The organism is Aureimonas sp. CAS, from assembly GCF_059838215.1.
In genome coordinates this window covers 773,623-795,654 of record NZ_CM187563.1, presented here as the reverse complement: position 1 = coordinate 795,654, position 22,032 = coordinate 773,623, and the positions used below count along the sequence as shown (strand labels likewise).

Annotated in this window: 21 protein-coding genes and 2 tRNA genes; 9 read left to right on the top strand and 14 right to left on the bottom strand. The window is 69.2% G+C overall.

The annotated features are described in order from the left end of the window. Window positions 1-262 precede the first annotated feature (262 nt). Both AC6R2M_RS03670 and AC6R2M_RS03665 read left to right on the top strand, forming a co-directional pair. Window positions 263-1,285, top strand: a complete 1,023-nt coding sequence (locus AC6R2M_RS03670) for a Bug family tripartite tricarboxylate transporter substrate binding protein (RefSeq protein WP_500485598.1) — start codon at window positions 263-265, stop codon at window positions 1,283-1,285. Window positions 1,286-1,317: 32 nt separating this feature from the next. Next, the gene (locus AC6R2M_RS03665; protein WP_500485596.1) at window positions 1,318-2,034 is read left to right on the top strand and encodes an SDR family NAD(P)-dependent oxidoreductase; all 717 of its coding nucleotides are present in this window, start codon (window positions 1,318-1,320) and stop codon (window positions 2,032-2,034) included. Between the two features lie 6 nt (window positions 2,035-2,040). On the opposite strand, the gene AC6R2M_RS03660 is transcribed toward AC6R2M_RS03665, so the two are convergent. The 11 genes from AC6R2M_RS03660 to AC6R2M_RS03610 all read right to left on the bottom strand — a co-directional run bounded on the left by AC6R2M_RS03660 (window position 2,041) and on the right by AC6R2M_RS03610 (window position 13,785). Next, window positions 2,041-2,499 carry a metallophosphoesterase family protein gene (locus AC6R2M_RS03660; RefSeq protein ID WP_500485594.1) on the bottom strand — a complete coding sequence of 153 codons (459 nt, stop codon included), beginning with the start codon at window positions 2,497-2,499 and terminating at the stop codon, window positions 2,041-2,043. A 76-nt stretch (window positions 2,500-2,575) separates the two neighbouring features. Next, on the bottom strand, window positions 2,576-3,187 hold the full coding sequence (locus tag AC6R2M_RS03655) for a TetR/AcrR family transcriptional regulator (RefSeq protein ID WP_500485592.1): 612 nt from the start codon (window positions 3,185-3,187) through the stop codon (window positions 2,576-2,578). A 75-nt stretch (window positions 3,188-3,262) separates the two neighbouring features. Then, the gene (locus AC6R2M_RS03650; protein WP_500485590.1) at window positions 3,263-4,816 is read right to left on the bottom strand and encodes a class I adenylate-forming enzyme family protein; all 1,554 of its coding nucleotides are present in this window, start codon (window positions 4,814-4,816) and stop codon (window positions 3,263-3,265) included. Next, window positions 4,813-5,226 (bottom strand): PaaI family thioesterase, encoded by a 414-nt coding sequence (locus AC6R2M_RS03645; protein WP_500485588.1) that lies wholly within the window; start codon window positions 5,224-5,226, stop codon window positions 4,813-4,815. Before AC6R2M_RS03645 ends, AC6R2M_RS03650 begins: the two co-directional genes overlap by 4 nt. Continuing rightward, the gene (locus AC6R2M_RS03640; protein ID WP_500485586.1) at window positions 5,223-6,317 is read right to left on the bottom strand and encodes an acyl-CoA dehydrogenase family protein; all 1,095 of its coding nucleotides are present in this window, start codon (window positions 6,315-6,317) and stop codon (window positions 5,223-5,225) included. Before AC6R2M_RS03640 ends, AC6R2M_RS03645 begins: the two co-directional genes overlap by 4 nt. 22 nt (window positions 6,318-6,339) lie before the next feature. Further along, complete coding sequence (locus AC6R2M_RS03635; RefSeq protein WP_500485584.1) at window positions 6,340-7,536, bottom strand: acyl-CoA dehydrogenase family protein; 1,197 nt, start codon at window positions 7,534-7,536, stop codon at window positions 6,340-6,342. Between the two features lie 14 nt (window positions 7,537-7,550). After that, complete coding sequence (locus tag AC6R2M_RS03630) at window positions 7,551-8,729, bottom strand: acetyl-CoA C-acyltransferase (RefSeq protein WP_500485582.1); 1,179 nt, start codon at window positions 8,727-8,729, stop codon at window positions 7,551-7,553. Further along, complete coding sequence (locus AC6R2M_RS03625; protein WP_500485580.1) at window positions 8,722-10,821, bottom strand: 3-hydroxyacyl-CoA dehydrogenase NAD-binding domain-containing protein; 2,100 nt, start codon at window positions 10,819-10,821, stop codon at window positions 8,722-8,724. The genes AC6R2M_RS03630 and AC6R2M_RS03625 overlap by 8 nt, the downstream gene beginning before the upstream one ends. Before the next feature lie 8 nt (window positions 10,822-10,829). Beyond that, complete coding sequence (locus tag AC6R2M_RS03620) at window positions 10,830-12,167, bottom strand: TRAP transporter large permease (RefSeq protein WP_500485578.1); 1,338 nt, start codon at window positions 12,165-12,167, stop codon at window positions 10,830-10,832. A gap of 10 nt (window positions 12,168-12,177) precedes the next feature. Continuing rightward, window positions 12,178-12,681: a TRAP transporter small permease gene (locus tag AC6R2M_RS03615; RefSeq protein WP_500485576.1), complete on the bottom strand. Its 504-nt coding sequence runs from the start codon at window positions 12,679-12,681 to the stop codon at window positions 12,178-12,180. Window positions 12,682-12,726: 45 nt separating this feature from the next. Then, the gene (locus AC6R2M_RS03610; RefSeq protein WP_500485574.1) at window positions 12,727-13,785 is read right to left on the bottom strand and encodes a C4-dicarboxylate TRAP transporter substrate-binding protein; all 1,059 of its coding nucleotides are present in this window, start codon (window positions 13,783-13,785) and stop codon (window positions 12,727-12,729) included. A 280-nt stretch (window positions 13,786-14,065) separates the two neighbouring features. Between AC6R2M_RS03610 and AC6R2M_RS03605 the strand changes: the two genes are divergently transcribed. Beyond that, a tRNA-Phe gene (locus AC6R2M_RS03605) sits at window positions 14,066-14,141 on the top strand. A gap of 197 nt (window positions 14,142-14,338) precedes the next feature. Here AC6R2M_RS03605 and AC6R2M_RS03600 read toward each other — a convergent pair. After that, window positions 14,339-15,118, bottom strand: a complete 780-nt coding sequence (locus AC6R2M_RS03600) for a Crp/Fnr family transcriptional regulator (protein ID WP_500485572.1) — start codon at window positions 15,116-15,118, stop codon at window positions 14,339-14,341. A 269-nt stretch (window positions 15,119-15,387) separates the two neighbouring features. Between AC6R2M_RS03600 and AC6R2M_RS03595 the strand changes: the two genes are divergently transcribed. The 4 genes from AC6R2M_RS03595 (at window position 15,388) to AC6R2M_RS03580 (ending at window position 16,615) form a co-directional block, all read left to right on the top strand. Next, window positions 15,388-15,462 (top strand) — tRNA-Thr (locus AC6R2M_RS03595). Between the two features lie 157 nt (window positions 15,463-15,619). Beyond that, on the top strand, window positions 15,620-15,868 hold the full coding sequence (locus AC6R2M_RS03590; protein WP_500485570.1) for a hypothetical protein: 249 nt from the start codon (window positions 15,620-15,622) through the stop codon (window positions 15,866-15,868). A 129-nt stretch (window positions 15,869-15,997) separates the two neighbouring features. After that, window positions 15,998-16,357, top strand: a complete 360-nt coding sequence (locus AC6R2M_RS03585; RefSeq protein WP_500485568.1) for a hypothetical protein — start codon at window positions 15,998-16,000, stop codon at window positions 16,355-16,357. 3 nt (window positions 16,358-16,360) lie between these two features. After that, window positions 16,361-16,615 carry a hypothetical protein gene (locus AC6R2M_RS03580; RefSeq protein ID WP_500485566.1) on the top strand — a complete coding sequence of 85 codons (255 nt, stop codon included), beginning with the start codon at window positions 16,361-16,363 and terminating at the stop codon, window positions 16,613-16,615. A gap of 57 nt (window positions 16,616-16,672) precedes the next feature. Here the strand turns inward: AC6R2M_RS03580 and gyrB are convergent, their stop codons facing one another. After that, a complete protein-coding gene (gene gyrB / locus AC6R2M_RS03575) occupies window positions 16,673-19,114 on the bottom strand; it encodes a DNA topoisomerase (ATP-hydrolyzing) subunit B (protein WP_500485564.1) in 2,442 nt (813 codons plus the stop codon). 164 nt (window positions 19,115-19,278) lie between these two features. Between gyrB and AC6R2M_RS03570 the strand changes: the two genes are divergently transcribed. Together AC6R2M_RS03570 and AC6R2M_RS03565 are read left to right on the top strand one after the other, a co-directional pair. Then, window positions 19,279-20,661, top strand: coding sequence for a cytochrome P450 (locus AC6R2M_RS03570; protein WP_500485562.1), 1,383 nt, complete (start codon window positions 19,279-19,281; stop codon window positions 20,659-20,661). A gap of 61 nt (window positions 20,662-20,722) precedes the next feature. Next, on the top strand, window positions 20,723-20,956 hold the full coding sequence (locus AC6R2M_RS03565) for a hypothetical protein (RefSeq protein ID WP_500485560.1): 234 nt from the start codon (window positions 20,723-20,725) through the stop codon (window positions 20,954-20,956). 35 nt (window positions 20,957-20,991) lie between these two features. Here the strand turns inward: AC6R2M_RS03565 and AC6R2M_RS03560 are convergent, their stop codons facing one another. Then, a complete protein-coding gene (locus AC6R2M_RS03560; RefSeq protein WP_500485558.1) occupies window positions 20,992-21,951 on the bottom strand; it encodes a mechanosensitive ion channel family protein in 960 nt (319 codons plus the stop codon). Window positions 21,952-22,032: the final 81 nt, after the last annotated feature.

The following is a 22,032-nucleotide window of genomic DNA, read 5'->3' as shown; positions in this document are numbered from 1 at the left end:
CGGCGCTGATACGGATTGAACAGTCCGGAAAAACCGAAAGAGGCGTATCGACGAAGAGGTGACGGGGCGGCGCCGATCCGGCGGATCGCAGCAGCGGCTCTTTGAGCAGCGCGGGCGGCCGGGAACGGCCTGCTTCGACCGACGCCCGCGGCGGCCCGGTTCAACCGCCAGAGGCTTCCAAGCCGCTGCCCTGCCCGCTAAGCTCCGCGGCATCGGTGCGCGTCCGGAGGCTTCGGCGACGCGCCCATGGGAGGACCAATCGATGTTGCAAGCGTATCGCGATCCGTCGCGGCCGGCGGGCCGTGCCCTCATGTTCGGGCTGGCTGCCCTGTCGGCTCTCTCACTCTCGGCCCTCGTGCCGGCCGGGGAGGCCCGCGCCCAGGACTCGTGGCCGGAGCGACCGGTGACGCTCGTCGTTCCCTTCAACGCCGGCGGAACGAGCGACATCCTGGCGCGCATCGTCGCCCAGCAGCTGTCGGGCGAACTCGGCCAGAACGTCGTGGTGGAGAATCAGCCCGGCGCCGGCGGCAGCGTCGGCACGGCGGCGGTCGCCCGCGCCGAGCCGGACGGATACACGCTTCTTCTCGGTACGGTCGGTACCCATTCGATCAACGAGAGCCTCTACCCGACCCTCGGCTACGATCCGGTCGCCGATTTCGCGCCCGTGACGCCCATCGCGGCCGTTCCCAACGTTCTCGTCGCGCACCCGAGCGAACCCTACGATTCGGTCGAGGAGCTCGTCGCCCACGCCCACGCCCATCCGGGAGAGATCCTCTTCGCCTCGTCCGGCGCGGGCACGTCCATCCATCTCTCGGGCGAGATGTTCCGCGTCATCGCGGACGTGGAGATGGAGCATGTGCCCTACACGGGCAGCGGACCTGCGGTCGCCGCGCTTCTCGGCAACGAGACGGCCATCATGTTCGACAACCTCCCCTCCTCCATCCAGCAGATCCGCTCCGGCGCGCTGAAGGCGCTCGCGGTGACCACCGCCGAGCGGGCCGAGGCGCTGCCGGACGTTCCGACGATCGCCGAGAGCGGCTTCCCGGACTACGAGGCGACCTCCTGGTTCGGGATCTTCGCACCCGACGGCACGCCCCAGCCGGTGATCGAGCGCCTGCATGGGGCGATCGTCGACCTCCTGTCGCGCGACGACGTGCGGGAGCAGTTCGCGCTGCAGGGCGCGGTCGCCCGGACCGACACGCCCGAGGGCTTCGCGTCCTTCATGGAGGCCGAGCGCACGAAATGGGCGGACATCATCGAGAGCGCCGGCGTCACGATCAACTGAGCGCTTCGCGCAATCCGACGAGAGGACGAACGATGGAACGAAGCGTCCTCGTCACGGGCGGCGCGCGCGGCATCGGCGCCGCGATCTGCGCAAGACTGTGCGACGACGGGTTCCGCGTCGTCGCGATCGACCGGATTGAGCCCGAACACGACGCCGTCCACCGCTTTCATCGCGTGGACGTCGCCGATCTGGCGGCGCTCGACGAGGCGCTGCGGGACATCCTATTGGCCGGCGCGCCGCTGGCGCTCGTCAACAATGTCGGCATCGTGCGGCCCGCGCCGATCGAGACCGTGAGCGCGGACGATCTCGACGCGGTGATGGCGGTGAACGTCCGCACGGCCATGGTCTGCACCAAGGCTCTGCTTCCCGCGATGAAGGCGGCGCGGCACGGGCGGATCGTCAGCATCTCCAGCCGCGTCGCGCTCGGCAAGGAGTTGCGCACGGCCTATGCCGCGAGCAAGGCCGCGCTGCACGGCATGACGAAGACCTGGGCGCTGGAGCTCGCGCGCCACGGCATCACGGCGAACGCGGTCGCGCCCGGAACGATCGCCACCGCCGAGTTCGACCGCAACAACCCGCCCGACGACCCGCGCACGACGGCGATCGTCTCCGCCATTCCGGCCGGGCGGGTCGGAACGCCGGACGACATCGCGCAGGCCGTGTCCTTCTTCCTCGACGAGCGGTCGTCCTTCGTGAACGGGCAGGTGCTCTATGTCTGCGGCGGACTGACCGTGGGCCTCGCGTCCTGAGCCATCTCAGATCAGCGCGTGAATCTCGGGCTTCAGCGGCGTTCGGCCAAGATCGAGCGTGGCGAGCGTCACCGGCAGGCGGAAGCGGCGCGGCCCGGCGCTGCCGGGATTGAGGAAAAGGACGCGCCCCACGAATTCGAAGCCCGGCCGGTGCGAATGGCCGGACAGGACGATGTCGAACCCGTCCGCTTCCGCATCGAACGCCACATCCTTGCGGTCGTGGATGACGAAGAGGCGACGGTCCGCGATCGTGAGGGCGGCGGTTTCCGGATAGGCCATCGCCCATTCGGCGGTGTCGATGTTGCCGCGAATGGCCGTCACCGGAGCGATGTCTTGAAGCCGCGGCACGATCTCGGGCGCACCGATGTCGCCGACATGGACGATCCGCGTCACGCCGCGCAGCCGCTCGACCGCTTCCGGGCGCAGGAGCCCGTGCGTGTCGGAGATGATCCCGATCCATGCCATTCATCGCTCCGACCTTCGTCCAGCCCCGCCGGCCTCCAGATAGGGCGGCCCGGGCGAGCGCGCCGCTCCGTGGCGATCAGGCGTGCAGGCCGTGCACGAACATCTCGTAATAGTCGGCGGCGAAATCCTCGGCGCGGCGGGGTCCATCCGGCCGATACCAGCGCCCCATCCAGTTCAGGAGCGAGAGAATCGCGCGCCCGGCATCGGCCACGTCCACCTCGCGGAACGAGCCCTCGGCGATGGCGCGGCGGATGTAGTCGCGGATCATCTCCTCGTACTCGCCGCGCACGCGCCGCGCGTCCTGCGCCTGAAGGCGCGTCGCCATCGAGCCGAAACCGGACAGCATGGCCGAGAAGGCGTGGAAATTGGCGTCGAAATAGCGCGCGTGGGCGATCATGAGGCGCTTCAGATCGCCGGCCGCGTCGCCCGGCGGTCCGAGCGCCGCGCGGCCATGGGCCAGGAGCCCTTCCAGCGTGCGCATGATGAGGGCGTCGAGAATGTCCTGCTTGCTGCGATAGTAGTGGTAGATCGCCGGCTTGGTCATGTTGCAGGCCTGGGCGAGCTCGGCGAGCGAGCTTCCGTCGTAGCCGCCCCGCGCGAAGACCTCCGCCGCCACGTCGAGGATGTGACCGCGCATGTCCTCCATGGCGGGCGGGCGGCCTTGCCGGCGGGAGATGGTGGCGGACATGGCGTCTCGAATGTCTCCGGTCGTGTCCGCCGATCTATAGAGCCGGCGCGTCCCTCGGACGAGCGGCTCCTCGGTTCAGGACGAGGCTTCGGCCCGCGTCTCCGAGGCGAAGGCATCGAGCGCTGCAAGCTCGGCGGCGAAATGGGCGAGCATCAGATGCTTCAGCGGCTTGCCGTTGGCGGCGGCCGGAAGCGCCGTGGCGAGAACGATGCGCGAGGGCCGCTTGTAGGGCGAGAGGCGCGTCGCCGCGTGGCGCGCGATCTCCTCGGCGCTGGCGGCGCCTTCGCGCACGAGCTGGACGAAGGCGATGACCTCCTCGTTCCCCTGAACGGTGCGGCCGACGACCGCCGAAAGCGCCACGGCCGGATGATCGTTCAGCGCCGCCTCCACCTCCGGCGGATAGACGTTGAAGCCCGAGCGGATGATCAGCTCCTTGGACCGCCCGACGATGTGGAGGCGCCCCTTCTCGTCGAAGCGACCGAGGTCGCCGGTCCTGAGGAAGCCGTCCTCGCGGAACGCGGCGCGCGTCGCCGCCTCGTTGCGGTAGTAGCCGCGCATCACGGCCGGTCCCCGCGTCAGCACCTCGCCGACGCCCTCGCCGCCGCCCGCCACGCTTTCGTCGAGGGCGATCTCCATGCCGGGCAGCGCCTCGCCGACGCTGACGTCGGGGTCGCCGATGGCGTTGGAGGAAATGCACACGCCGGCCGTCGTCTCGGTCAGGCCGTAGCCGTTCTGCAGCGCGACGCCGTAGAAGCGCTCGCATTCGCGCTTCCAGGTCGGGTCGAGCGGTGCCGCGCCGGAGGAGAGATAACGCAGGCGCCCGTCCGCGATCCGCTCCATGCCCTTGCCCCGCACGAGGCTCATCAGGGCGGCGTGCATCTGCGGAACGCCCGGAAAGACGTTCACGTCGCCGGAGGACAGAGCCTCGTAGAGGCGTTCGGCCGAAAAACGCGGGACCAGCACGATCTCCGCGCCGCCCGTCAGTCCGCCGACGAGAAGCGAGGCGAGGCCGAAGACGTGGGTCAGCGGCAGGACGCCGTAGATCACGTCGCCGGGCGCGAGTTCACGCAGGCGGCTCGACCGCTCGCCGGCATAGAGGAGGTTGGCGTGGGTCAGCATCACGCCCTTCGGCGTGCCGGTCGAGCCGGTGGTGAAGAGGATCGCCGCGACGGCAGGCTCATCCAGCAGCGACGGATCCACCTCCGCCGAGGGTCGTGCCGCGACGGCGATCCGTCCGAAGCCCGTCGGACGATCCTTCGCGCCCCTCGCCTCGCCATGAGCCTGCGCGTCCGGCGAGACGCCGGTGCAGAAGAGGATCGCGCGCGGATCGGCATGGGCAAGGCAACGCTCGATCTCGCTGCCGGCAAGCCGTGCGTTCAGGAGCGTGAAGGTGGCGCGCAGCCGGCTCGCGCCGAAGACGAGCGCCACCATCGACAGAGCGTTCTCGCCGACGATCGCCACGCGGTCGCCCGGGCCGACGCCGTGTTCTGCCAAGAGTTCGGCGGCCTCGCGGGACAGGGCGTCGAGCTCGCCATAGGTGACGCGGCGCCCGTCATGGTCGCGGATCGCGGGACGGTCCGGCGCGGCGCCGGCGGCGCGCTCGACGATCTGGTGAAGCCAGCCCGTCACGACGACGCCTCCACGCGGGCGGGCTTGAACACGCCGGAGCCGAGCGCGAGCAATGCACCGTCGTCGCCGCGAAGCTCGCTTTCCACGAAGACGACCGAGCGCCCGCCGCCCGCGACCCGACCCGTGGCAGTGACACGGCCGGCGCGGGCCGGCGCCAGAAACTGCGTGGTGAAGGAGATGGTGACGAAGGGCAGCCGTCCCGTCTCGTCGCGCGAAAGGCTGGCCGTGGCACCGGCCGCGCTGTCGAGAAGGAGCGTGACGAGCCCGCCATGCAACGCGCCGTGGCGGTTCAGATGCCCGTCCTCGATGTCGAGCGAAACGCGGGCGCGCCCGTCTCCCTGCCCGACGTCCACGACGTAGCCGAGCGTGCGCTGCGCGCCGGTCTCGTTCAGGATCAGCCCGTCGCTCATGCGGCCTGCGCCTCCCAGAGCGGACGCGACAGCTCCACGAAGCGCTGGAGATGATGGTCGCTGTCGCCGAAGCGCGTTTCGGCCTCGATCAGCCGGCGCACCAGATGCCCGAGTTCGTACTCCTCGGTCATTCCGATGCCGCCATGGATCTGGATCGATTCCTCGGCCACGAGGCGCGCCGTGCGTCCGACCAGCGTCTTGGCCGCGCTCGCCTGCCGGTCCCGGTCGGCGCCCTCGATCGCGCGGGCGAGGTTGAACACGGCCGAACGGGACTGCTCGACCTCCATCGCCATGTCCGCCATGCGGTGCTGCAGCGCCTGGAAGGCGCCGATCGGCTTGCCGAACTGCTTGCGCGTGCGCGAATATTCGACGGTCAGCCCCATGGCGCGGTCCATCAGGCCCAGCATCTCGGCGCAAAGGGCCAGGATCGCGCGGGCCTCCGCGCGGCCGAGCGCCTCGGCCGCCGCGTCGCCTTCGAGAAGAAGCGCGTCTTCGCCGATCTCGACGCCGTCGAGGATGATCTCCGCGGCCTCGCCGCCGCCCTGCAGCGGCACCGCCCGGCGTTCGAGGCCGGGCGCGTCGGCGGGCACGAGGAAGAGGGCGAGCCCCTCCGCACCCTCCGCGGGCGCGCCGCCGAGACGAGCGGAGACGATCAGGCGGTCCGCCTCGATGCCGCCGACGACCACGCTCTTGCCGCCGCGCAGCCGATAGCCGCCGCCTTCGAGCCGTTCCGCCGCCGTGCGGCAGAAGAGCGTGCGGCCGACGCCACCCTGCTCCTCGTGCGCCAGCGAAAGGCGCGTCTGCCCGCCGACCGCACCTTCGAGCACGTCCGAGCCGGCCGCGGCCAGAAGGCCGGTGCCGAGGACCGCATGGTCCAGCACGGGGAGCGCGCAGCCCGCCCGGCCGAGTTCCTCGAAGACGAGCGCGACGTCCTCGCCCTCGCCGCCGAAGCCGCCGTCCGCCTCCAAGACGAGCGCGGCGAAGAGGCCGAGCTCGGCCATCTCGCCCCAGTTCGCGCCCGACCCGCGCTCCAGCGTTCCGCGGAGGCTCTCGCGAAGCATCCGCCGCTCGTCGCTCAAGGTGAAATCCATGGGTCCGTCCTCACTTCGGCCGTCAGAGGCCGAGAATCGACTTGGCGATGATCGTGCGCTGCACCTCGTTCGACCCGCCGTAGATCGAAAGCTTGCGCTGGTTCAGATAGCGGGCGCTCGCCGCATGCGCGCTCGCCGGGCCGGGCAGCGGATCGTTGACGCCGGGCGTCTCCTCCTCCGAGCGCCGCAGGAGCGCGTAGGCTCCGCCGGCGCGCCGGTGCAGGTCGTCGATCTCCTGCCGGATGACAGAGCCCTTCACCTTCAGCATCGAGCTTTCCGCGCCCGGCGCGCCGCCCGCGGCGGCCTTGGCCAGGGCGCGAAGATTGGTGGTCTCCATCGCCAGAAGCTCGATCTCCGCCATCGCCAGCCGCGCGGCGAAGACCGGATTGTCGATCGCCGCCCGCCCGCCGTCCTCGCGCCGGGCGCTGGCACGCTGAAGATCGGCGAGCGCGGCCTTGGCGAAGCCGACGCCGGCGATGTTGGTGCGCTCGTGCGTCAGCAGGAACTTGGCGCACGTCCAGCCCTTGTTCTCCTCGCCGACGAGGTTCTCGACGGGCACCCGCACGTCGGTGAACCAGACCTCGTTGACCTCGTGGCCGCCGTCGATCAGCTCGATCGGCCGCACCTCGACGCCCGGCGTCTTCATGTCGATCAGAAGGAAGGAGATGCCCTCCTGCGGTTTCACGCTGGAATCGGTCCGCACGAGGCAGAAGATCCAGTCGGCGTGCTGGGCGAGCGTCGTCCAGGTCTTCTGGCCGTTGACCACGTAATGGTCGCCCTCGCGCCGGGCCGAAGTCTTGAGCGATGCAAGATCGGAGCCGGCACCGGGCTCCGAATAGCCCTGGCACCACCAGTCCTGCCCGGACAGGATGCGCGGCAGGAAATGGTCCTGCTGCGCCTTCGTGCCGAACTTCTGCAAGACCGGGCCGAGCATCGTGATGCCGAAGGGGACGATGCGCGGCGCTTCTGCGCGGGCCAGCTCCTCCTCGAAGATGTGGCGCTCGACGGCGCCCCATCCCGCTCCGCCGAACTCGCGCGGCCAGGAGCCGGCCAGCCAGCCGCGCTCCTGCAGCTTCGCGTGCCAGCCCTCGTGCTCTGCCTTGGTGAGGGGCAGAGACAGGCGGACCTTGCGCCTCAGCTCCTCGTCGGGATGCTCGGCGAAGAAGGCGCGCAACTCCTGCCGGAAGGCCGCTTCGTCGGGGCTGTCGGACCGGTCCATGATGTCTGCCCTTCTCACGAATAGATTTCGAACAGGCCGGCGGCGCCCTGACCGCCGCCGACGCACATGGTGACGACGCCCAGACGCGCGCCGCGCCGCCGCCCTTCGAGCAGCAGATGCCCGGCCATGCGCGCGCCGGTCATCCCGAAGGGGTGGCCGATCGCGATGGACCCGCCATTGACGTTGCAGCGCTCGTCCGGGATGCCGAGCCGGTCGCGGCAGTAGATCGCCTGGCTCGCGAAGGCCTCGTTCAGCTCCCAGAGGTCGATGTCCTCGACCGAGAGGCCGTGACGCTCCAGAAGGCGCGGCACGGCGAAGACCGGGCCGATCCCCATCTCGTCCGGCTCGCAGCCGGCCACCGCGAAGCCGCGGAAGGCGCCGAGCGGCGTCAGACCCTCGCGCGCGGCCAGTTCGGAGGACATGACGACGAGCGCGGCCGCACCGTCGGAGAGTTGCGAGGCGTTCCCGGCGGTGACGAACTCGCTCTCGCCGCGCACGGGCTTCAGCTTGGCCAGCCCCTCGATGGTCGTATCGGCGCGGTTGCATTCGTCCTGCGCGAGCGTGACCTCCTCCTCGCGCGCCTCGCCGGTCTCCCGGTTCTCGATCCGCTTCGTCACCGTGATCGGCACGATCTCGTCGTGGTAGAGGTCCGACGCCTGCGCCTTGGCGACGCGAGCCTGCGAGCGCAGCCCGTACTCGTCCTGCGCCTGCCGCGAGACGCCGTATCGACGCGCGACGATGTCGGCGGTCTCGATCATCGGGAGATAGAGGTCCGGCCGGTTCGCCTCGATCCAGGCCTCGCGGCTGTGCCGGGCGGGCGGCTGGACGAGGCTGATGCTTTCGACCCCGCCAGCCAGGACGGCGTTGGCGCCGTCCACCCGCACGGCGTTGGCGGCCATGGCGAGGGCCTGGAGCCCCGACGCGCAGAAGCGGTTCACAGTCGCGCCCGCGATGGAGACGGGCAGGCCGGCGCGCAGCACGATCTGGCGCGCGATGTTTCCGCCCGTCGCAGCTTCCGGGTAGCCGCAGCCCCAGATCGAATCCTCGATCAGGGCCGGATCGACCCCGGCGCGCGTCACGGCCTGCGCCGCGACATGCCCGCCCATGGTCGCGCCATGCGTTGCGTTCAGCGCACCGCGCGCGGCCTTGCCGATGGCGGTGCGGGCGGTGGAAACGATGACGGCGTCAGGCATCGAGCTTCTCTTCAAGATTGAGGTCGGCGAAGGAGCGGTTCTCGGCGACGAGGCGCCTCAGAAGTGGCGCGGGGCTCCAGAAGAAGGCGTCCTCTTCGGCGAAGCGCTCGATGTCGGCGAGGATCTTGGGAAGCCCGACGGCGTCGGCATGGTGCATCGGCCCGCCGCGCCAGCGCGGGAAGCCGTAGCCGGTCAGGAGAACGATATCGACGTCCAGCGGACGGCGGGCGATGCCCTCCTCCAGGATCTTCGACGCCTCGTTGACCATGGCGGCGAGCGCGCGTGCCGCGATCTCCTCGGCGGTGAACTGGCGCGGGCTCGTGCCGTTCTCGTCACGCACGGCGGAGACGATGGCCTCGACCTCCGGGTCCGGCGTGCGGCCGCCCTCGGCATAGACGTAGTAGCCCCGGCCGGTCTTGCGGCCGTTGCGTCCCATCTCCGTCAGCCGGTCGGCGAAGAGCGGCGGCCGGTCGCGCGGATCGCGCGTCGCGTCCATCCGCCGCCGGTTGGCGTAGCCGATGTCGAGCCCGGCGAGGTCGGCCACCGCATAGGGGCCCATCGCCATGCCGAACTCCTCCATCGCCTCGTCCACCGCGAAGGGCGAGGCGCCGTCGAGGACGCAGCGGTCCATGGCGCCGCGATAGGCCGACAGGATGCGGTTGCCGATGAAGCCGTCGCAGACGCCCGAGCGGACCGCCACCTTGCCGAGACGCTTGGCGAAGGCGAAGCCGGTCGCGACGACCTGCGGCGCGGTCTTCTCGCCCACCACGATCTCCAGAAGCCGCATCACGTGGGCCGGGGAGAAGAAATGGAGGCCGATGACGCTTTCGGGGCGCGAGGTGGCCCGGGCGAGCTCGTCGACGTCGAGATAGGAGGTGTTGGTCGCGATCACCGCGTCCGGGCCGAGCACCTTGTCGAGCTCGGACAGAACGGCGCGCTTGACCGCCATGTCCTCGAACACCGCCTCGATGGCGAGGTCGCACGATCCGAGCGCCTCGTATCCGACGGCCGTCTCGAAACTGCCGGAGAGGATCGAGTCGCGCTTCTCCGGGGTCAGCTTGCCGCGCTTGACGCTGCCGTCGAGGATGCCGGCGACCGTTCCGCGCGCCTTCTGCGCGCTCGCCTCGTCGCGCTCGGCCAGCGTGACGGGAATTCCCTTCAGGAGCGCGGCGGCCGCGATGCCCGCGCCCATCGTGCCACCGCCGACGACGCCGAGCCGGCGGACGGGGCGCGCCTCCAGACCCTTCAGCTCCGGCAGCTGCGAGACCTTGCGCTCTGCGAAGAAGGCATGGACCAGCGCGGCCCTCTGCGGCGTGTCCAGAAGTTCTCGGAAGAGCTCGCGCTCGCGCGTCATGCCATCGGTGAAGGGCAGCGAGGCGCCCTCCACGACCGCCCGGAGCGCCGTGGCACGCGCCACCTGCCCCTTGTCCTCGCGTGCGATGCGGGCCTGCCAGCGCTCCGCCTCCTCCCCGATCGGCGGAGCCGGCATCTCGCAGACGCGGCGCGGTCCCTTCCCCTCGGCGAGGAGCGCGCTCGCAAAAGCGAGACCCGCCTCGCGCGCATCGCCCTCCGCCACCCGATCGACCAGCCCGAGCACCAGCGCGTCCCCGGCCGAAAGGCGCTTGCCGCTGAGGATGATTTCGAGCGCCGCCTCGCTGCCGATCAGGCGCGGCAGGCGCTGCGTTCCGCCCGCGCCTGGCAGGAGCCCGAGCGTGGTCTCGGGCAGGCCCATCTGCGCGCTCGGCAGGGCGAGGCGGTAATGCGCCCCCATCGCCAGCTCCAGGCCGCCGCCGAGCGTCGCGCCCGCCACGACGCAGACGACCGGCTTCTCGCTCGCCTCGATCGCGGCGACGACGTTCGGCAGCAGCGGCTCCATCGGCGGCTTGCCGAATTCGGAGATGTCGGCGCCGGCCACGAAGTTCGCGCCCTCCCCGACAAGGACGGCGATCTTCGCCTCCCCGTCTTCCGCGAACCGCGCCGCAGCCTCCAGAAGGCCGGCCCTGACGGCATGGCTCGCCGCGTTCACCGGCGGGTTGGAGATGGTGAGGAGCGCGATCGCGCCCTCGCGTTCGTAGCGGACGGTTCCGGGCATGGCGGCCTTCAGCTCGACAGGGGGATCAGGAGGGAGATGATCGGGAAGGCGATCAGAAGGATCAGCACGACCACCTCGGCGACGAGGAAGCGGGAGATGCCCCGGAAGATCTGCTCCACCGTGATGCCCGGCGGGACGACCGAACCGACGACGAAGACGTTCAGCCCGACCGGCGGCGTGATCAGCCCGATCTCCAGAAGCTTCACGACGATGACGCCGAACCAGATCAGATGCAGGCCCTGCGCCTCCACGAGCGGGATCATGAAGGGCAGCGTCAGAACCAGGATGCCGATCGGATCGAGGAACATGCCGAGGACGAGATAGACGACCACGATCCCGATCATCAGCGCCGCGAAGGACATGTCGGGCGACGAGACCGCGTCGACGACCACCGGCGCGATGCCGGTAAGCGCGATGAAGGCGACGAACATCTTGGCCGATCCGGCGATGAGGAACACCGCCGCCGTCTGAACGGCGCTGTCGCGAACCGACTGCCAGAGATTGGCGAAGGTCAGCTGGCGCTGGGCGAAGCCGATGAGGACGGTCATCACCACCGAGACCGCCGCCGCCTCCGTCGCCGTGAAGAACCCGCCATAGATGCCGACGATGATGACGGCGAAGAGAAGCACCGCCGGCCACGCGCCGAGCGCGGCCCGCCAGCGCTCGCCAGCCGGCACCGGCTCCGCCGAGCGGGGCGCGGCCGCTGGATTGGCCAGGACCCAGAGCCAGATCACGACCAGGAAGCCGACGAGCGAGACGAGGCCGGGCAGGATGCCGGCGAGGAACAGCTGCGAGATCGAGGTCTCGGTGAAGATGCCGTAGAGGATGAACAGCACCGAGGGCGGGATCAGCGCGCCGAGCGTGCCGCCGGCCGCGACGCTGGCGGTGGCGAGGCGCGGATCGTAGCCGAGGCGCAGCATTTCCGGCGTGCAGATGCGGCCCATGGTGGACGCGCAGGCGATCGAGGAGCCGGAGATCGCCGAGAAGCCCCCGCAGCCGAGCACCGACGCCATGGCGACGCCGCCCGGAACCTGACGCATCCAGACATTGGCCGCGTGGTAGATCCGGGTCGTGATCCCCGTGTGATAGGCGATGTTCCCGAGCGCGATGAAGAGCGGGATCATGCTCAGATCGTAGGAATGCACGAGATTGAAGAAGTTCGAGGTGATCACCGATCCGGTCGGGTTGATCGCGCGCTCGGGCTGGAAGGTGCCGGAGCGCGTGGCATAGACGAGGAAGGTGCCGACCGCCGCCACGCCCGCGAGCACGAAGGCGATCGGCACGCGCATGGCGAGGAGGACGACGACGACGGCGCAGGCGACGAGGCCGATGGTGACGGGATCCATGGCCCTCTCCTCAGTGGACGCCGTCGAGGCCGTCGATGCGGCCCGTCCGGCGCAGCACCGCGACGTCGCGCACGGCCTGAATGGCAAGGCGCAGCCAGAGAACCGCCATGCCGACGAAGAAGGCGAGCCGCCCGATCCATTGCGGTATGTCGAAGTCTCCCTGGAAGAACTCGCCCGAGCCCCAGGCCGAGGCGAAGGCCCGCCAGGCGGCATAGAGGATCGGCAGCATGGCGAGCGTGCCGACCATCCAGCCGAAGACCGTGAAGCGCGCGCGGGCGCGCTCCGACAGGAAGTCGGTGAAGAAGGTGACGGCGACGTGCCGTCGCTCCGCCGTGGCGCGGGCCAGGGGGAACAGGATCGCCACCACCATCAGATCGCGAACCATGACGACCGAATCGGGGATCTCGGCGCCGAAGACATGACGGCCGACGACGTTGCCCGCGACGAGCAGGCCGAGGACGAAGACCGCCGCGACGGCGATGTCGAGAAGGATCTGCTCGATGCGGTGGAGCATGGCTGGGACCTCGAACGGGACCGGACGGAGGGAAGCGGCGAGCCGTCAGTCGGCCGCACGCTCCCAGGGGTAGCCCTCGTCGTCGCGGACCCGCGTCCAGTGGGCGACGCGCTCCTTGAACTCGGCGAGCAGCGCCGCGCCGTCGAGCCCCTCCTGATCGGCCCTCGCCTGCCATTGCTCGACATAGCTGCCGCTGGCCTCGATCAGGCGCTGGCGCTCGGCCGGGTCGAACTCGATCACCGGCGTCCCCTTCGCCCGCAGGATCTCGATGCCCTCTTCGTTCGCCTTGAAGACGCGCGAGCCCATCTCGTCGGCCAGACGACGGCCGGCCTCCATCATGGCCTCCTGCTCGGAGGGTTCGAGGAACTCGAAGGCGTCCTTGTTCATGAACAGCGTGACCGAGCCGATCTGGCCCCAGTCGAGGAGCGTGTAGGAGGTCAGGACCTCGTCGAAGCTCATCGCCTGGACGAGGTAGGAATAGACCTGCGTGCAGTCGAGCAGGCCGGTCTCGAGCCCCTGATAGGCTTCGTAGACCGACATGTTGACGAGCGAGGCGCCGAGGTCGCGGAAGACCTGGCCATAGGTGCCGACGCCGCGCATGCGCACGCCGCGAATGTCGTCGATGGTGCGGATCTCGCGGCCCCGGCAGCCCATCTGGACGGTCGAAGCGGTGAAGGTGCCGAGATAGACGAGGTTGCGCCGCGCCAGATCCTGCGTCACGGCTTCCGTACGCATGACGTCGTCGGTGGCGCGCATGCCGACCCAGGAATCAGGGTTTTCGAGCGGCAGGTCGGAAACGCCGAGCGCGGCCATCTCCTGCGGGAAATAGACGCCGATGACGGTGCCGAGATCGGCGACGCCGTCGCGAAGGGCATTCACGGCCGCGCTGTCGCCGTAGAGCGCGCCGCCCCAGCGCATGTCGATGGTGACGGAGCCTTCGGTCAGCCGGGCGACCTCCTCGGCGTACCACTGCATGGTCTCGGCACGGGCGCCGCGGTTCGGCCCGGGCTCGCCGCCGATGAGGACGGTCTGCGCGCCGGCCTGCGGAACGAGGGTCGCGGCCGCGAGCATGCCGGCCAAGACGATTGCCGATCGATGGAACATGAACTTCCTCCCAAAGCCCAGAGGGCTGACAGCGACCGATCCCGCCTCCACGGGTCCTCCTCGATCACGCCGATACTTTTAGACCGTCTGGCCGGTATGTAAATAGGCCGGGAGATGCGGCGGCGGACGGCCCTGTCTGCAAGCGCTCGCAACGACGAGGCGCGTGGTGAAAATTCGCTGGCCGAAGAGGCTAGACAGGCGGGAACGGCCTTTCTATAAGGCGGCGGCATGACGGACGAACCGCCCGCCCCAAGGGCCGCGGCACCTCGTTCGGAACGGCGCCCAGGTAGCTCAGTTGGTAGAGCATGCGACTGAAAATCGCAGTGTCGGCGGTTCGATTCCGTCCCTGGGCACCATTTTCCCGATAGCACACCGAGACTTCAAGGCACCCGGCATCAGACCGTGCCAGGTCGTGACCCGACGGCCGGGAAGCGAAACGCGTTCCGCCGCTCCGACGGACGCGGCAGGCCGGCTCAGCCGACAGCATCGGCCCGAAAATCGGAGTCGATTTTCGGAAGGCCTGATGCGTCAATACAAAGAGTTAGAGCGACCTTTATGCGTCCGTTCGGACGCGACGGCGCTCTAGATAGGCCTCGCCCGCGAAACGCTTGAGCCGCTCGCGGTCGATGATGCGGACCAGCCCTCGGCGGCTTCGGATCGCGCCCTCCCCTTCCAGAACGTGCAGGGTCGAGGTGACGCTGGTGCGCTGCGCGCCCAGAACGCGCGCTAGGAACTCGTGCGTCAGCGGAATCGCGTCGCCGTCGAGCCGATCGTCGCACAGGAGCAGCCAGCGCGACATGCGGGCCGGAAGGCCGTGCCGGGCATTGGACGCTGCCGTCAGGGCCAGCTGCCCCATCAGCTGGTAGAGCGCGTCGTGGATCGCGTCGTAGAGGTCGGGCATCCGGCGGACCCAGTGACGCAGGCGCTCGGCCGGAATGCGGTAGGCGTCGCACCCGCCCACCTGAACCGTGGAAGCGACCGGCTGAAGCCGCCCTTCCCGCAAAGCGGTGTAGCTCGACAGTCCCTCGCGCCCGATCACGCCGAACTCGACGAGACCGCTGGTCGGCAGCTCGAGCGTGAAGGACACGATGCCGCCCTCCAGAAAATAGACATGCTCGGGGATCGCATGCACTCCGCTGAGGATCTGCTTGGAATCCAGTCCAACGAGGTCCAGATCGGAGGCAAGTTCGCGAAGATCGCGATCGCCGAGCTGCGAAAGGATGCTGTTCCGCGTGCGGATCGCCGGCTCGGGTGGAGGGCGATCGGGGGAATTGGCGAGGAACTGCATCGATGGACCGGAGCGCTCGAACGGTTCGGCTGGGGAAATAGCCATGCCGAGAACGACTTCAACCTAGCGCTGCGTTCACCATTTCGGCAACCTGACATTGCGCTACCTCCCCGGATATCGATCGGCGGAAGGGTTCGCCCGAACGCGCCGGAAGCCGGCTCGACGGGCCTTCCGGCCGACTGCCGGATCGGGGGACGGGACGGGCCGGAGCGGCATTCGGGCCCGGCCAGAACATTCCGCTGAAGGACCGTGCAGGAACGAGCCGCGACGCCTTGCACTCCATGCCCGACCATGCGATAGACCCGCCCGCACCGGCTGCGGTAGCTCAGTGGTAGAGCACTCCCTTGGTAAGGGAGAGGTCGAGAGTTCAATCCTCTCTCGCAGCACCATTTCCCCGCACATGTCGATTCACCCCGGACGCCGGACGGTCTCGAACGCCTCCCCCGATGGGTGCTCGGAATCGCCCGCAAGGTCGAGGGGAACGAATCGTCCGGTCCCGAAGCTGTCTCCGCTCGCGAATCGCGATCGATGGATCCGAAAGCCGCAATGCCCGCCAAGACGCTCTTCATCGTCCAGCAGTTCGATCAGGTCGGGAAGAAGCTCGTCGCCGGTCGGCAGATGGAGCAGCCCTCGGCCGCGGCCGCCGCAGCTCGGGCCGAGCGGGATTCGAGCCGCTGCACCGGCGTCGTCGCCATCCAGCAGACCGTCGACACCGAAACGGGCGAGGTGGTGGAGGAGCCGGTCGTGCTGGCGACCTTCGGCGAGCTGCCGCCCGGGATGTTCGGCGAGGACTGACGCCACTTGCCTCTTCGGCGGGCGGCTTCATCTTGCGTCCATGGCAAACTGGAGAGATCGATGACCTACCGCGCGAGCATTCTGTTGGCGGCCGCCCTTCCCCTCACCGCATGCCAGACGTCGGGGGAGATGAACGACGTCGATCGGCAGGCGCTGGTTCTTGCGGCGGTGCCCTCGAACTACCGGCAGGTCCTTCCCGCGTCCGTCCGCGCCGTTCTTCCCGATCCCTCGGGCATCCGGACCTCCGAGATTTCGACACCCTTCCTCGGCGCTGCCAATGCAGGCACCGAATCCCCGCTCGTCTGCGTTCGGCTGCAGTACGCGGCCGGGACGGACGGGCAGAGCCCCAGCCGGACCATCGCCTTCGTCTTCGACGACGGCATGGTCGTCGGCAGCCAGTGGGACAGTGCGGCCTGTGCAGGCGCGACCTACAGCCTCTTCCCCGAACTGCGGACCGCCTATCCGGACTTCGGCGCGCCGCGAAGCTGACGGATGCGTCGTGACGCCGTGATCCGCCTCTGCGACCTCTCGCCCGAGCAGATCCGGCTCATGGACCGGCTGGACGACGGCTTCGATCCTGTCGACAGCGTCGGGCGGGAGATCGGGGAGCTCCGACCGATCGACAACATGGATGTCGGGACGCTCGTGCGGCTCGGCCTCGCCATCGCCGACAGGGGACGGGGCGGCCAGATCTGGGTGCGGCTCACCGGCAAGGGCCGCACGGTGCGCGAGCGCGGCAAGGCGTAGCCGGCCGCTCCCGATCGGCGGACAGGAGGGCGAAGACGCCCTCCCGCCGACGAGCCGTCAGATGTCGAGATTGGCGACCTGGAGCGCGTTGTCCTGGATGAACTCGCGGCGCGGCTCCACCTCGTCGCCCATCAGGCGCGAGAACAGCGAATCGGCGTCGGTCGCATCGGCCACGCGAACCTGGAGGAGCGAACGCACCTCCGGGTCGAGCGTCGTCTCCCAGAGCTGCTCGGGGTCCATCTCGCCGAGGCCCTTGTAGCGCTGCAGCGACAGGCCCTTGCGGCCCACGTCGAACACCGCGTCGAGAAGATCGCGCGGCCCGCTGATGGTGCGCTCGGTGTCCTTGCGGCGCAGGACCGGCGAGCTCGAATAGATGTCCGCCAGCGAAGCGTGCAGGCGGTGCAGCTGGATCGCGTCGGCGGACGCCACGAGACCCGCATCCAGCGTCTGCAGCTCGGTGACGCCGCGCACCGAACGGGTGAAGCGGTAGCCGCCGTCGCCCGTCGCCGTGCCGGTCCAGCCGCGCTCGGTCTCCTCGGCGATGGCGTCGAGATAGCGCGCGACCGTCTCGGCCGCCTCGCCCGCCCGCGGACCCGACGCGATCTCGGCCGAAAGCGCGCCCGCGATCGCCGCCTGCTCGACCACGGAGCGGTCGTAGCGCGAGTGGAGGCCGTTCAGCACCGAACGGGCGGCCAGCGCATCCTCCACCACCGCGCGAAGATCGGCGCCGACGCGCACCTCGCCCGAGGCGAGCGTCAGCGAGGCGTCGTCCAGACCGCCCTCGATCAGATAGTTCTCCAGCGCCCGCTCGTCCTTCAGGTACTGGCTCGACTTGCCGCGCGTGACCTTGAAGAGCGGCGGCTGGGCGATGAAGACGTGACCGCGCTCGATGAGCTCGGGCATCTGCCTAAAGAAGAAGGTCAGGAGCAGCGTGCGGATATGGGCGCCGTCCACGTCGGCGTCCGTCATGATGATGATCTTGTGGTAGCGCAGCTTGTCGGCGTTGAAGCCGTGGCTGTCGCCCGTGCCGATGCCGGTGCCGAGCGCGGTGATCAGCGTGCCGATCTGGTCGGAGGAGATCATCCGGTCGAAGCGCACGCGCTCCACGTTCAGGATCTTGCCGCGCAGCGGAAGGATCGCCTGGTTCTGGCGCGAGCGCGCGCCCTTGGCCGAGCCGCCGGCCGAGTCACCCTCGACGATGAAGATCTCGGACTTGGCCGGGTCCTTCTCCTGGCAGTCGGCCAGCTTGCCGGGGAGCGTGGAGACGCTCATCACGTCCTTGCGGATGGTCTCGCGCGCCTTGCGCGCCGCCTCGCGGGCGGCGGCCGCCTGGATCACCTTCGTGACGAGCGTTTTGGCCTCCGCCGGATGCTCCTCGAGCCAGGTCGAGAGCGCCTCGTTCATGGCGCTTTCGACGACCGGCCGCACCTCGGAGGAGACGAGCTTGTCCTTGGTCTGCGAGGAGAATTTCGGGTCCGGCACCTTCACCGAGAGGACGCAGGTCAGCCCCTCGCGGCAGTCGTCGCCGGTGAGCGAGACCTTCTCGCGCTTGGTCATGCCGGAGGTCTCGGCATAGCCGGTGACCTGACGGGTGAGCGCGCCGCGGAAGCCCGCCAGATGCGCGCCGCCGTCCCGCTGCGGGATGTTGTTGGTGAAGCAGAGCACGTTCTCGTGGTACGAATCGTTCCACCAGAGCGCGGCCTCCACCGTGATGCCGTCGCGCTCGCTCATCACCGTGATCGGCGCCGGGATCAGCGGCTTGCGTGCCTTGTCGAGGTAGCGGACGAAGGCTTCCAGCCCGCCTTCGTAGAAGAGCTCGACGCGCTTCTCGTCGGCGTGCCGCTTGTCGGCGAGCGTGATGCGCACGCCCGAGTTCAGGAAGGCGAGCTCGCGCAGGCGGTGCTCCAGCGTTCCGTAGTCGAAGCTCGTCACGCCCCTGAACGTGTCGGTGGAGGGCAGGAAGGTGATGGCCGTCCCGGTCTCGTCGCCGGCGTCGCCCGTCACCGCGAGCGGCGCGTCCGGCACGCCGTGGGTGAAGGCCATCTCGTGGATCTGGCCCTTGCGGCGGATCTTCATCTTCAGCCAGACGGAGAGCGCGTTCACGACCGAGACGCCGACGCCGTGAAGACCGCCGGAGACCTTGTAGGAGTTCTGGTCGAACTTACCGCCGGCGTGGAGCTGGGTCATGATGACCTCGGCCGCCGAGACGCCCTCGGAGGAATGGATGTCCGTCGGGATGCCGCGGCCGTTGTCCGTGACGGTGCAGGAGCCGTCGGCGTTGAGCGTGACGGTGACGAGCGTCGCGTGGCCGGCCAGCGCCTCGTCGATGGCGTTGTCCACCACCTCGTAGACCATGTGGTGCAGACCCGAGCCGTCGTCCGTGTCGCCGATATACATGCCCGGCCGCTTGCGGACCGCATCGAGGCCTTTCAGAACCTTGATCGAATCGGCGCCGTACTCGGCGCCCGCGCCGGGGATGGTCTCACTGGCTTCAGACATGGAATTCCTTGGATCGGGGTCCGCCTCGTCCGAGGCTTCACGCAGGGCCGCGCGGCCGCCCCGAATATAGCCATTGGCGCTTCGAAACCCAAGCGATTAGCGCGTCCGGTCGCATGGAAGGTCCCGCAGGCGACCCCCATATGCCCTGCGAAAGGATCGACCCGATGACCCTGACCGCCCCCGCACCCCGCACGACCCGCCATTTCCGCGCACCGGCCCCGGTGCCGCACACCAAGCCGCTCGGCTTCGCGGGCTTCGTCTGGACCGCCTCGCGCAACCCGATCGAGATCTGGGGTTCGCGCGCCTTCAAGGAGCCCTACCTCAAGGCCAACTGGCTGCGCGTGCCGACCGTCATCGTCAACGAGCCGAAGGCGATCCGCGCGCTCCTCGTCGACAACGCCAAGAACTACGCCATGCAGCCGCTGCGCCAGCGCGTGCTGCGGCCGATGCTGCGCGACGGGCTGCTGACGGCCGAGGGCGAACTCTGGAAGCGCACGCGCAAGTCGCTCGCGCCGGTCTTCACCCCGCGCAACATCCACGCTTTGGCGCCGATCATGGAGGAGCGCTCGCGTCTCTTCGCCGAAGGGCTGGCGCGTGATTCCGGCACCCGGACCGACATCGCCTTCCAGATGACGCTCCTGACCTACGACATCCTCCAGTCGACGCTCTTCTCCAACGACATCGCGGGCGAGCCGACCGAGTTCGCGAAGGCGATGGAGCTCTTCCTGAAGCGCATGGGCCGGGTCGATCCGCTCGACATCCTCGACGCCCCGGCCTTCATTCCGCGCATCGGCCGCCTGCTCGGCCAGCGCTCGACGAAGTACTTTCGGGGCGTGATCGCGGGCACGATGGAGCGGCGCGCCAGGCTGCTGGACGAAGCGCCCGAGGAAGCCGCCAACGACTTCCTGACCATGCTCCTGAAGGCGGACGGACTCTCGCGCTCGGAGATCGAGGACAACATCATCACCTTCATCGGGGCCGGCCACGAGACGACGGCCCGCGCGCTCGGCTGGACGCTCTATCTCCTCAGCCAGGCACCGCACGAACGCGAGAAGGTGGAGGCCGAGCTCGATACCGTCCTCTCGACGCTCCCCGACCCGGCGACTTGGCTCGACGCCCTCCCCCACACGCGGGCGGCCTTCGAGGAGGCGATGCGCCTCTATCCGCCCGCGCCTTCGCTGAACCGCACCGCGATCGAGGCCGACCGGGTCGGCGACATGGACATTCCGGCGGGCGCCTCGGTGCTCGTCATGCCGTGGCTCGTACACCGCCACGAGATGCTGTGGGAGAACCCGCTGGACTTCGTGCCGGACCGGTTCCTGCCGGGCGCACGCGAGGAGATCGACCGCTTCCAGTATCTGCCCTTTGGCGTCGGCCCGCGCGTGTGCATCGGCTCGACCTTCGCCATGCAGGAGGGGGTGATCGCGCTCGCCGCTCTCATGCGGAACCTGCGTTTCGACTTCGTGGGGACCAGCGCACCCTATCCGGTCCAGAAGATCACCGTTCAGCCGCGCGGCGGCCTGCCGATGCGGGTCAGCCGCCGGTGATGGACGACAATCCCTGCGTGATCTATCTTATGGCGACGAACGCGACGCGGGTGCCTCGGCAATGGCTCTGATGGTTTCCTCCCTCTACGATGCGCTCCGCTCGGCCAACGTGCCGGAGGAAAAGGCGCGTCGCGCGTCGGAGGAGGTCGCGGATTTCGATGGCCGCGTGAACGGCGTCGAGACGACGCTCGCGAGACTGGAACTCAAGGTCGAATCGCGATTTTCTCTTCTCCAGTGGATGCTCGCTTTCAATCTAGCGATGACGACGGCCATCCTCCTGCGGCTCTTCTGGTAGCGCGACGAAGACGCGCGTCGCACCATCGATCGCGATCACGCCGATCCGCTGGCGGCGGGCGGGTTCGACGTCGTGCCCTGCTTGGGCGCCTCCGGCCGCCGATTGACCAGAACGGGGTTGGCGCGAGGCGCCTCCTCGCGGCGCATGAAGCGCGAGGGGTCGCTGTCGGCGGGAAGAAGGCGCTGGATCGCCGTCGGCTCGCCTTCCGCGCCGAAGCGCTCGCGGAAGAGAAGGCGAATGCGCTCGGCGGTCTGGCGTTGGGCGAGCGCGATCGAGCCGTCCTTCACCTCCCCCCTCAGCACGATCACCTGGTTGTCGGCCGTCAGCTGGTCCAGAAAGACCTCCGGATTGCGGATCTTGTCCGGTCCGCCGTGCGTCCACGTCTCCTGCAGGAGCGACTTGGCGTCCTCGAAGGGGGTGCTTCGCGGCAACGTCACGGTCCAGGCCACGGTCCGGGCGGCCGCTCGCGAGTGGTTCCGCAGCCAGACGTTCCAGAGCGTGGAGTTCGGCGCGAAGACGAACAGCCCGTCGAAGGTCTCCAGATGCGCGGCGAAGAGCCCGATCTCGCGGACCGTGCCGGAATAGGCGCCCGTCTCGATATAGTCGCCCACCCGGAACGGGCGGAGCCAGAGAAGCATGATGCCGGCCGCGATGTTGGTCAGCGTTCCCTGAAGGGCGAGACCGACGGCAAGGCCGGCCGCGCCGAGGACGGCCAGCAGGGAGGTCATCTGCACGCCCATCTGCCCGAGGGCGATGATGAGCGTCATGATGACGACGAGATACTTCACGATCGCGACGATCGGAGCGCGCATCGTCTGGTCGAGGCGGATGGAGCGCCCGAGCGCGCGCCCGACCGCCCCGGACAGCCATCCGGCCAGGAACAGGCCGATCAGGAGGATCAGAAGGCCGGAAAGCAGGCTCGGCAGGAACAGGATCGTCTTGTCGTAGAGCGCGGTCGCGGCGGTGCGCGCGTGATCGATCTGCTCCAGTTCCATCGAAATCCCCTCGCCCGTTGTCCGTCCCGTTCACATGGGCACTCGCTCCAAAAGAAAAGGGCCGATCCTTCGACCGGCCCC

Bases quoted from the DNA above. Each gene is read 5' to 3' on its own strand.
- AC6R2M_RS03620 (WP_500485578.1), bottom strand. From the start codon at position 12,167: ATGGATCCCGTCACCATCGGCCTCGTCGCCTGCGCCGTCGTCGTCGTC.
- AC6R2M_RS03630 (WP_500485582.1), bottom strand. From the start codon at position 8,729: ATGCCTGACGCCGTCATCGTTTCCACCGCCCGCACCGCCATCGGCAAG.
- AC6R2M_RS03670 (WP_500485598.1), top strand. From the start codon at position 263: ATGTTGCAAGCGTATCGCGATCCGTCGCGGCCGGCGGGCCGTGCCCTC.
- AC6R2M_RS03590 (WP_500485570.1), top strand. From the start codon at position 15,620: ATGCCCGCCAAGACGCTCTTCATCGTCCAGCAGTTCGATCAGGTCGGG.
- AC6R2M_RS03600 (WP_500485572.1), bottom strand. From the start codon at position 15,118: ATGGCTATTTCCCCAGCCGAACCGTTCGAGCGCTCCGGTCCATCGATG.
- AC6R2M_RS03565 (WP_500485560.1), top strand. From the start codon at position 20,723: ATGGCTCTGATGGTTTCCTCCCTCTACGATGCGCTCCGCTCGGCCAAC.
- AC6R2M_RS03615 (WP_500485576.1), bottom strand. From the start codon at position 12,681: ATGCTCCACCGCATCGAGCAGATCCTTCTCGACATCGCCGTCGCGGCG.
- AC6R2M_RS03625 (WP_500485580.1), bottom strand. From the start codon at position 10,821: ATGCCCGGAACCGTCCGCTACGAACGCGAGGGCGCGATCGCGCTCCTC.
- AC6R2M_RS03610 (WP_500485574.1), bottom strand. From the start codon at position 13,785: ATGTTCCATCGATCGGCAATCGTCTTGGCCGGCATGCTCGCGGCCGCG.
- AC6R2M_RS03645 (WP_500485588.1), bottom strand. From the start codon at position 5,226: ATGAGCGACGGGCTGATCCTGAACGAGACCGGCGCGCAGCGCACGCTC.
- AC6R2M_RS03655 (WP_500485592.1), bottom strand. From the start codon at position 3,187: ATGTCCGCCACCATCTCCCGCCGGCAAGGCCGCCCGCCCGCCATGGAG.
- AC6R2M_RS03660 (WP_500485594.1), bottom strand. From the start codon at position 2,499: ATGGCATGGATCGGGATCATCTCCGACACGCACGGGCTCCTGCGCCCG.
- AC6R2M_RS03640 (WP_500485586.1), bottom strand. From the start codon at position 6,317: ATGGATTTCACCTTGAGCGACGAGCGGCGGATGCTTCGCGAGAGCCTC.
- AC6R2M_RS03585 (WP_500485568.1), top strand. From the start codon at position 15,998: ATGAACGACGTCGATCGGCAGGCGCTGGTTCTTGCGGCGGTGCCCTCG.
- AC6R2M_RS03560 (WP_500485558.1), bottom strand. From the start codon at position 21,951: ATGGAACTGGAGCAGATCGATCACGCGCGCACCGCCGCGACCGCGCTC.
- AC6R2M_RS03635 (WP_500485584.1), bottom strand. From the start codon at position 7,536: ATGGACCGGTCCGACAGCCCCGACGAAGCGGCCTTCCGGCAGGAGTTG.
- gyrB (WP_500485564.1), bottom strand. From the start codon at position 19,114: ATGTCTGAAGCCAGTGAGACCATCCCCGGCGCGGGCGCCGAGTACGGC.
- AC6R2M_RS03665 (WP_500485596.1), top strand. From the start codon at position 1,318: ATGGAACGAAGCGTCCTCGTCACGGGCGGCGCGCGCGGCATCGGCGCC.
- AC6R2M_RS03580 (WP_500485566.1), top strand. From the start codon at position 16,361: ATGCGTCGTGACGCCGTGATCCGCCTCTGCGACCTCTCGCCCGAGCAG.
- AC6R2M_RS03570 (WP_500485562.1), top strand. From the start codon at position 19,279: ATGACCCTGACCGCCCCCGCACCCCGCACGACCCGCCATTTCCGCGCA.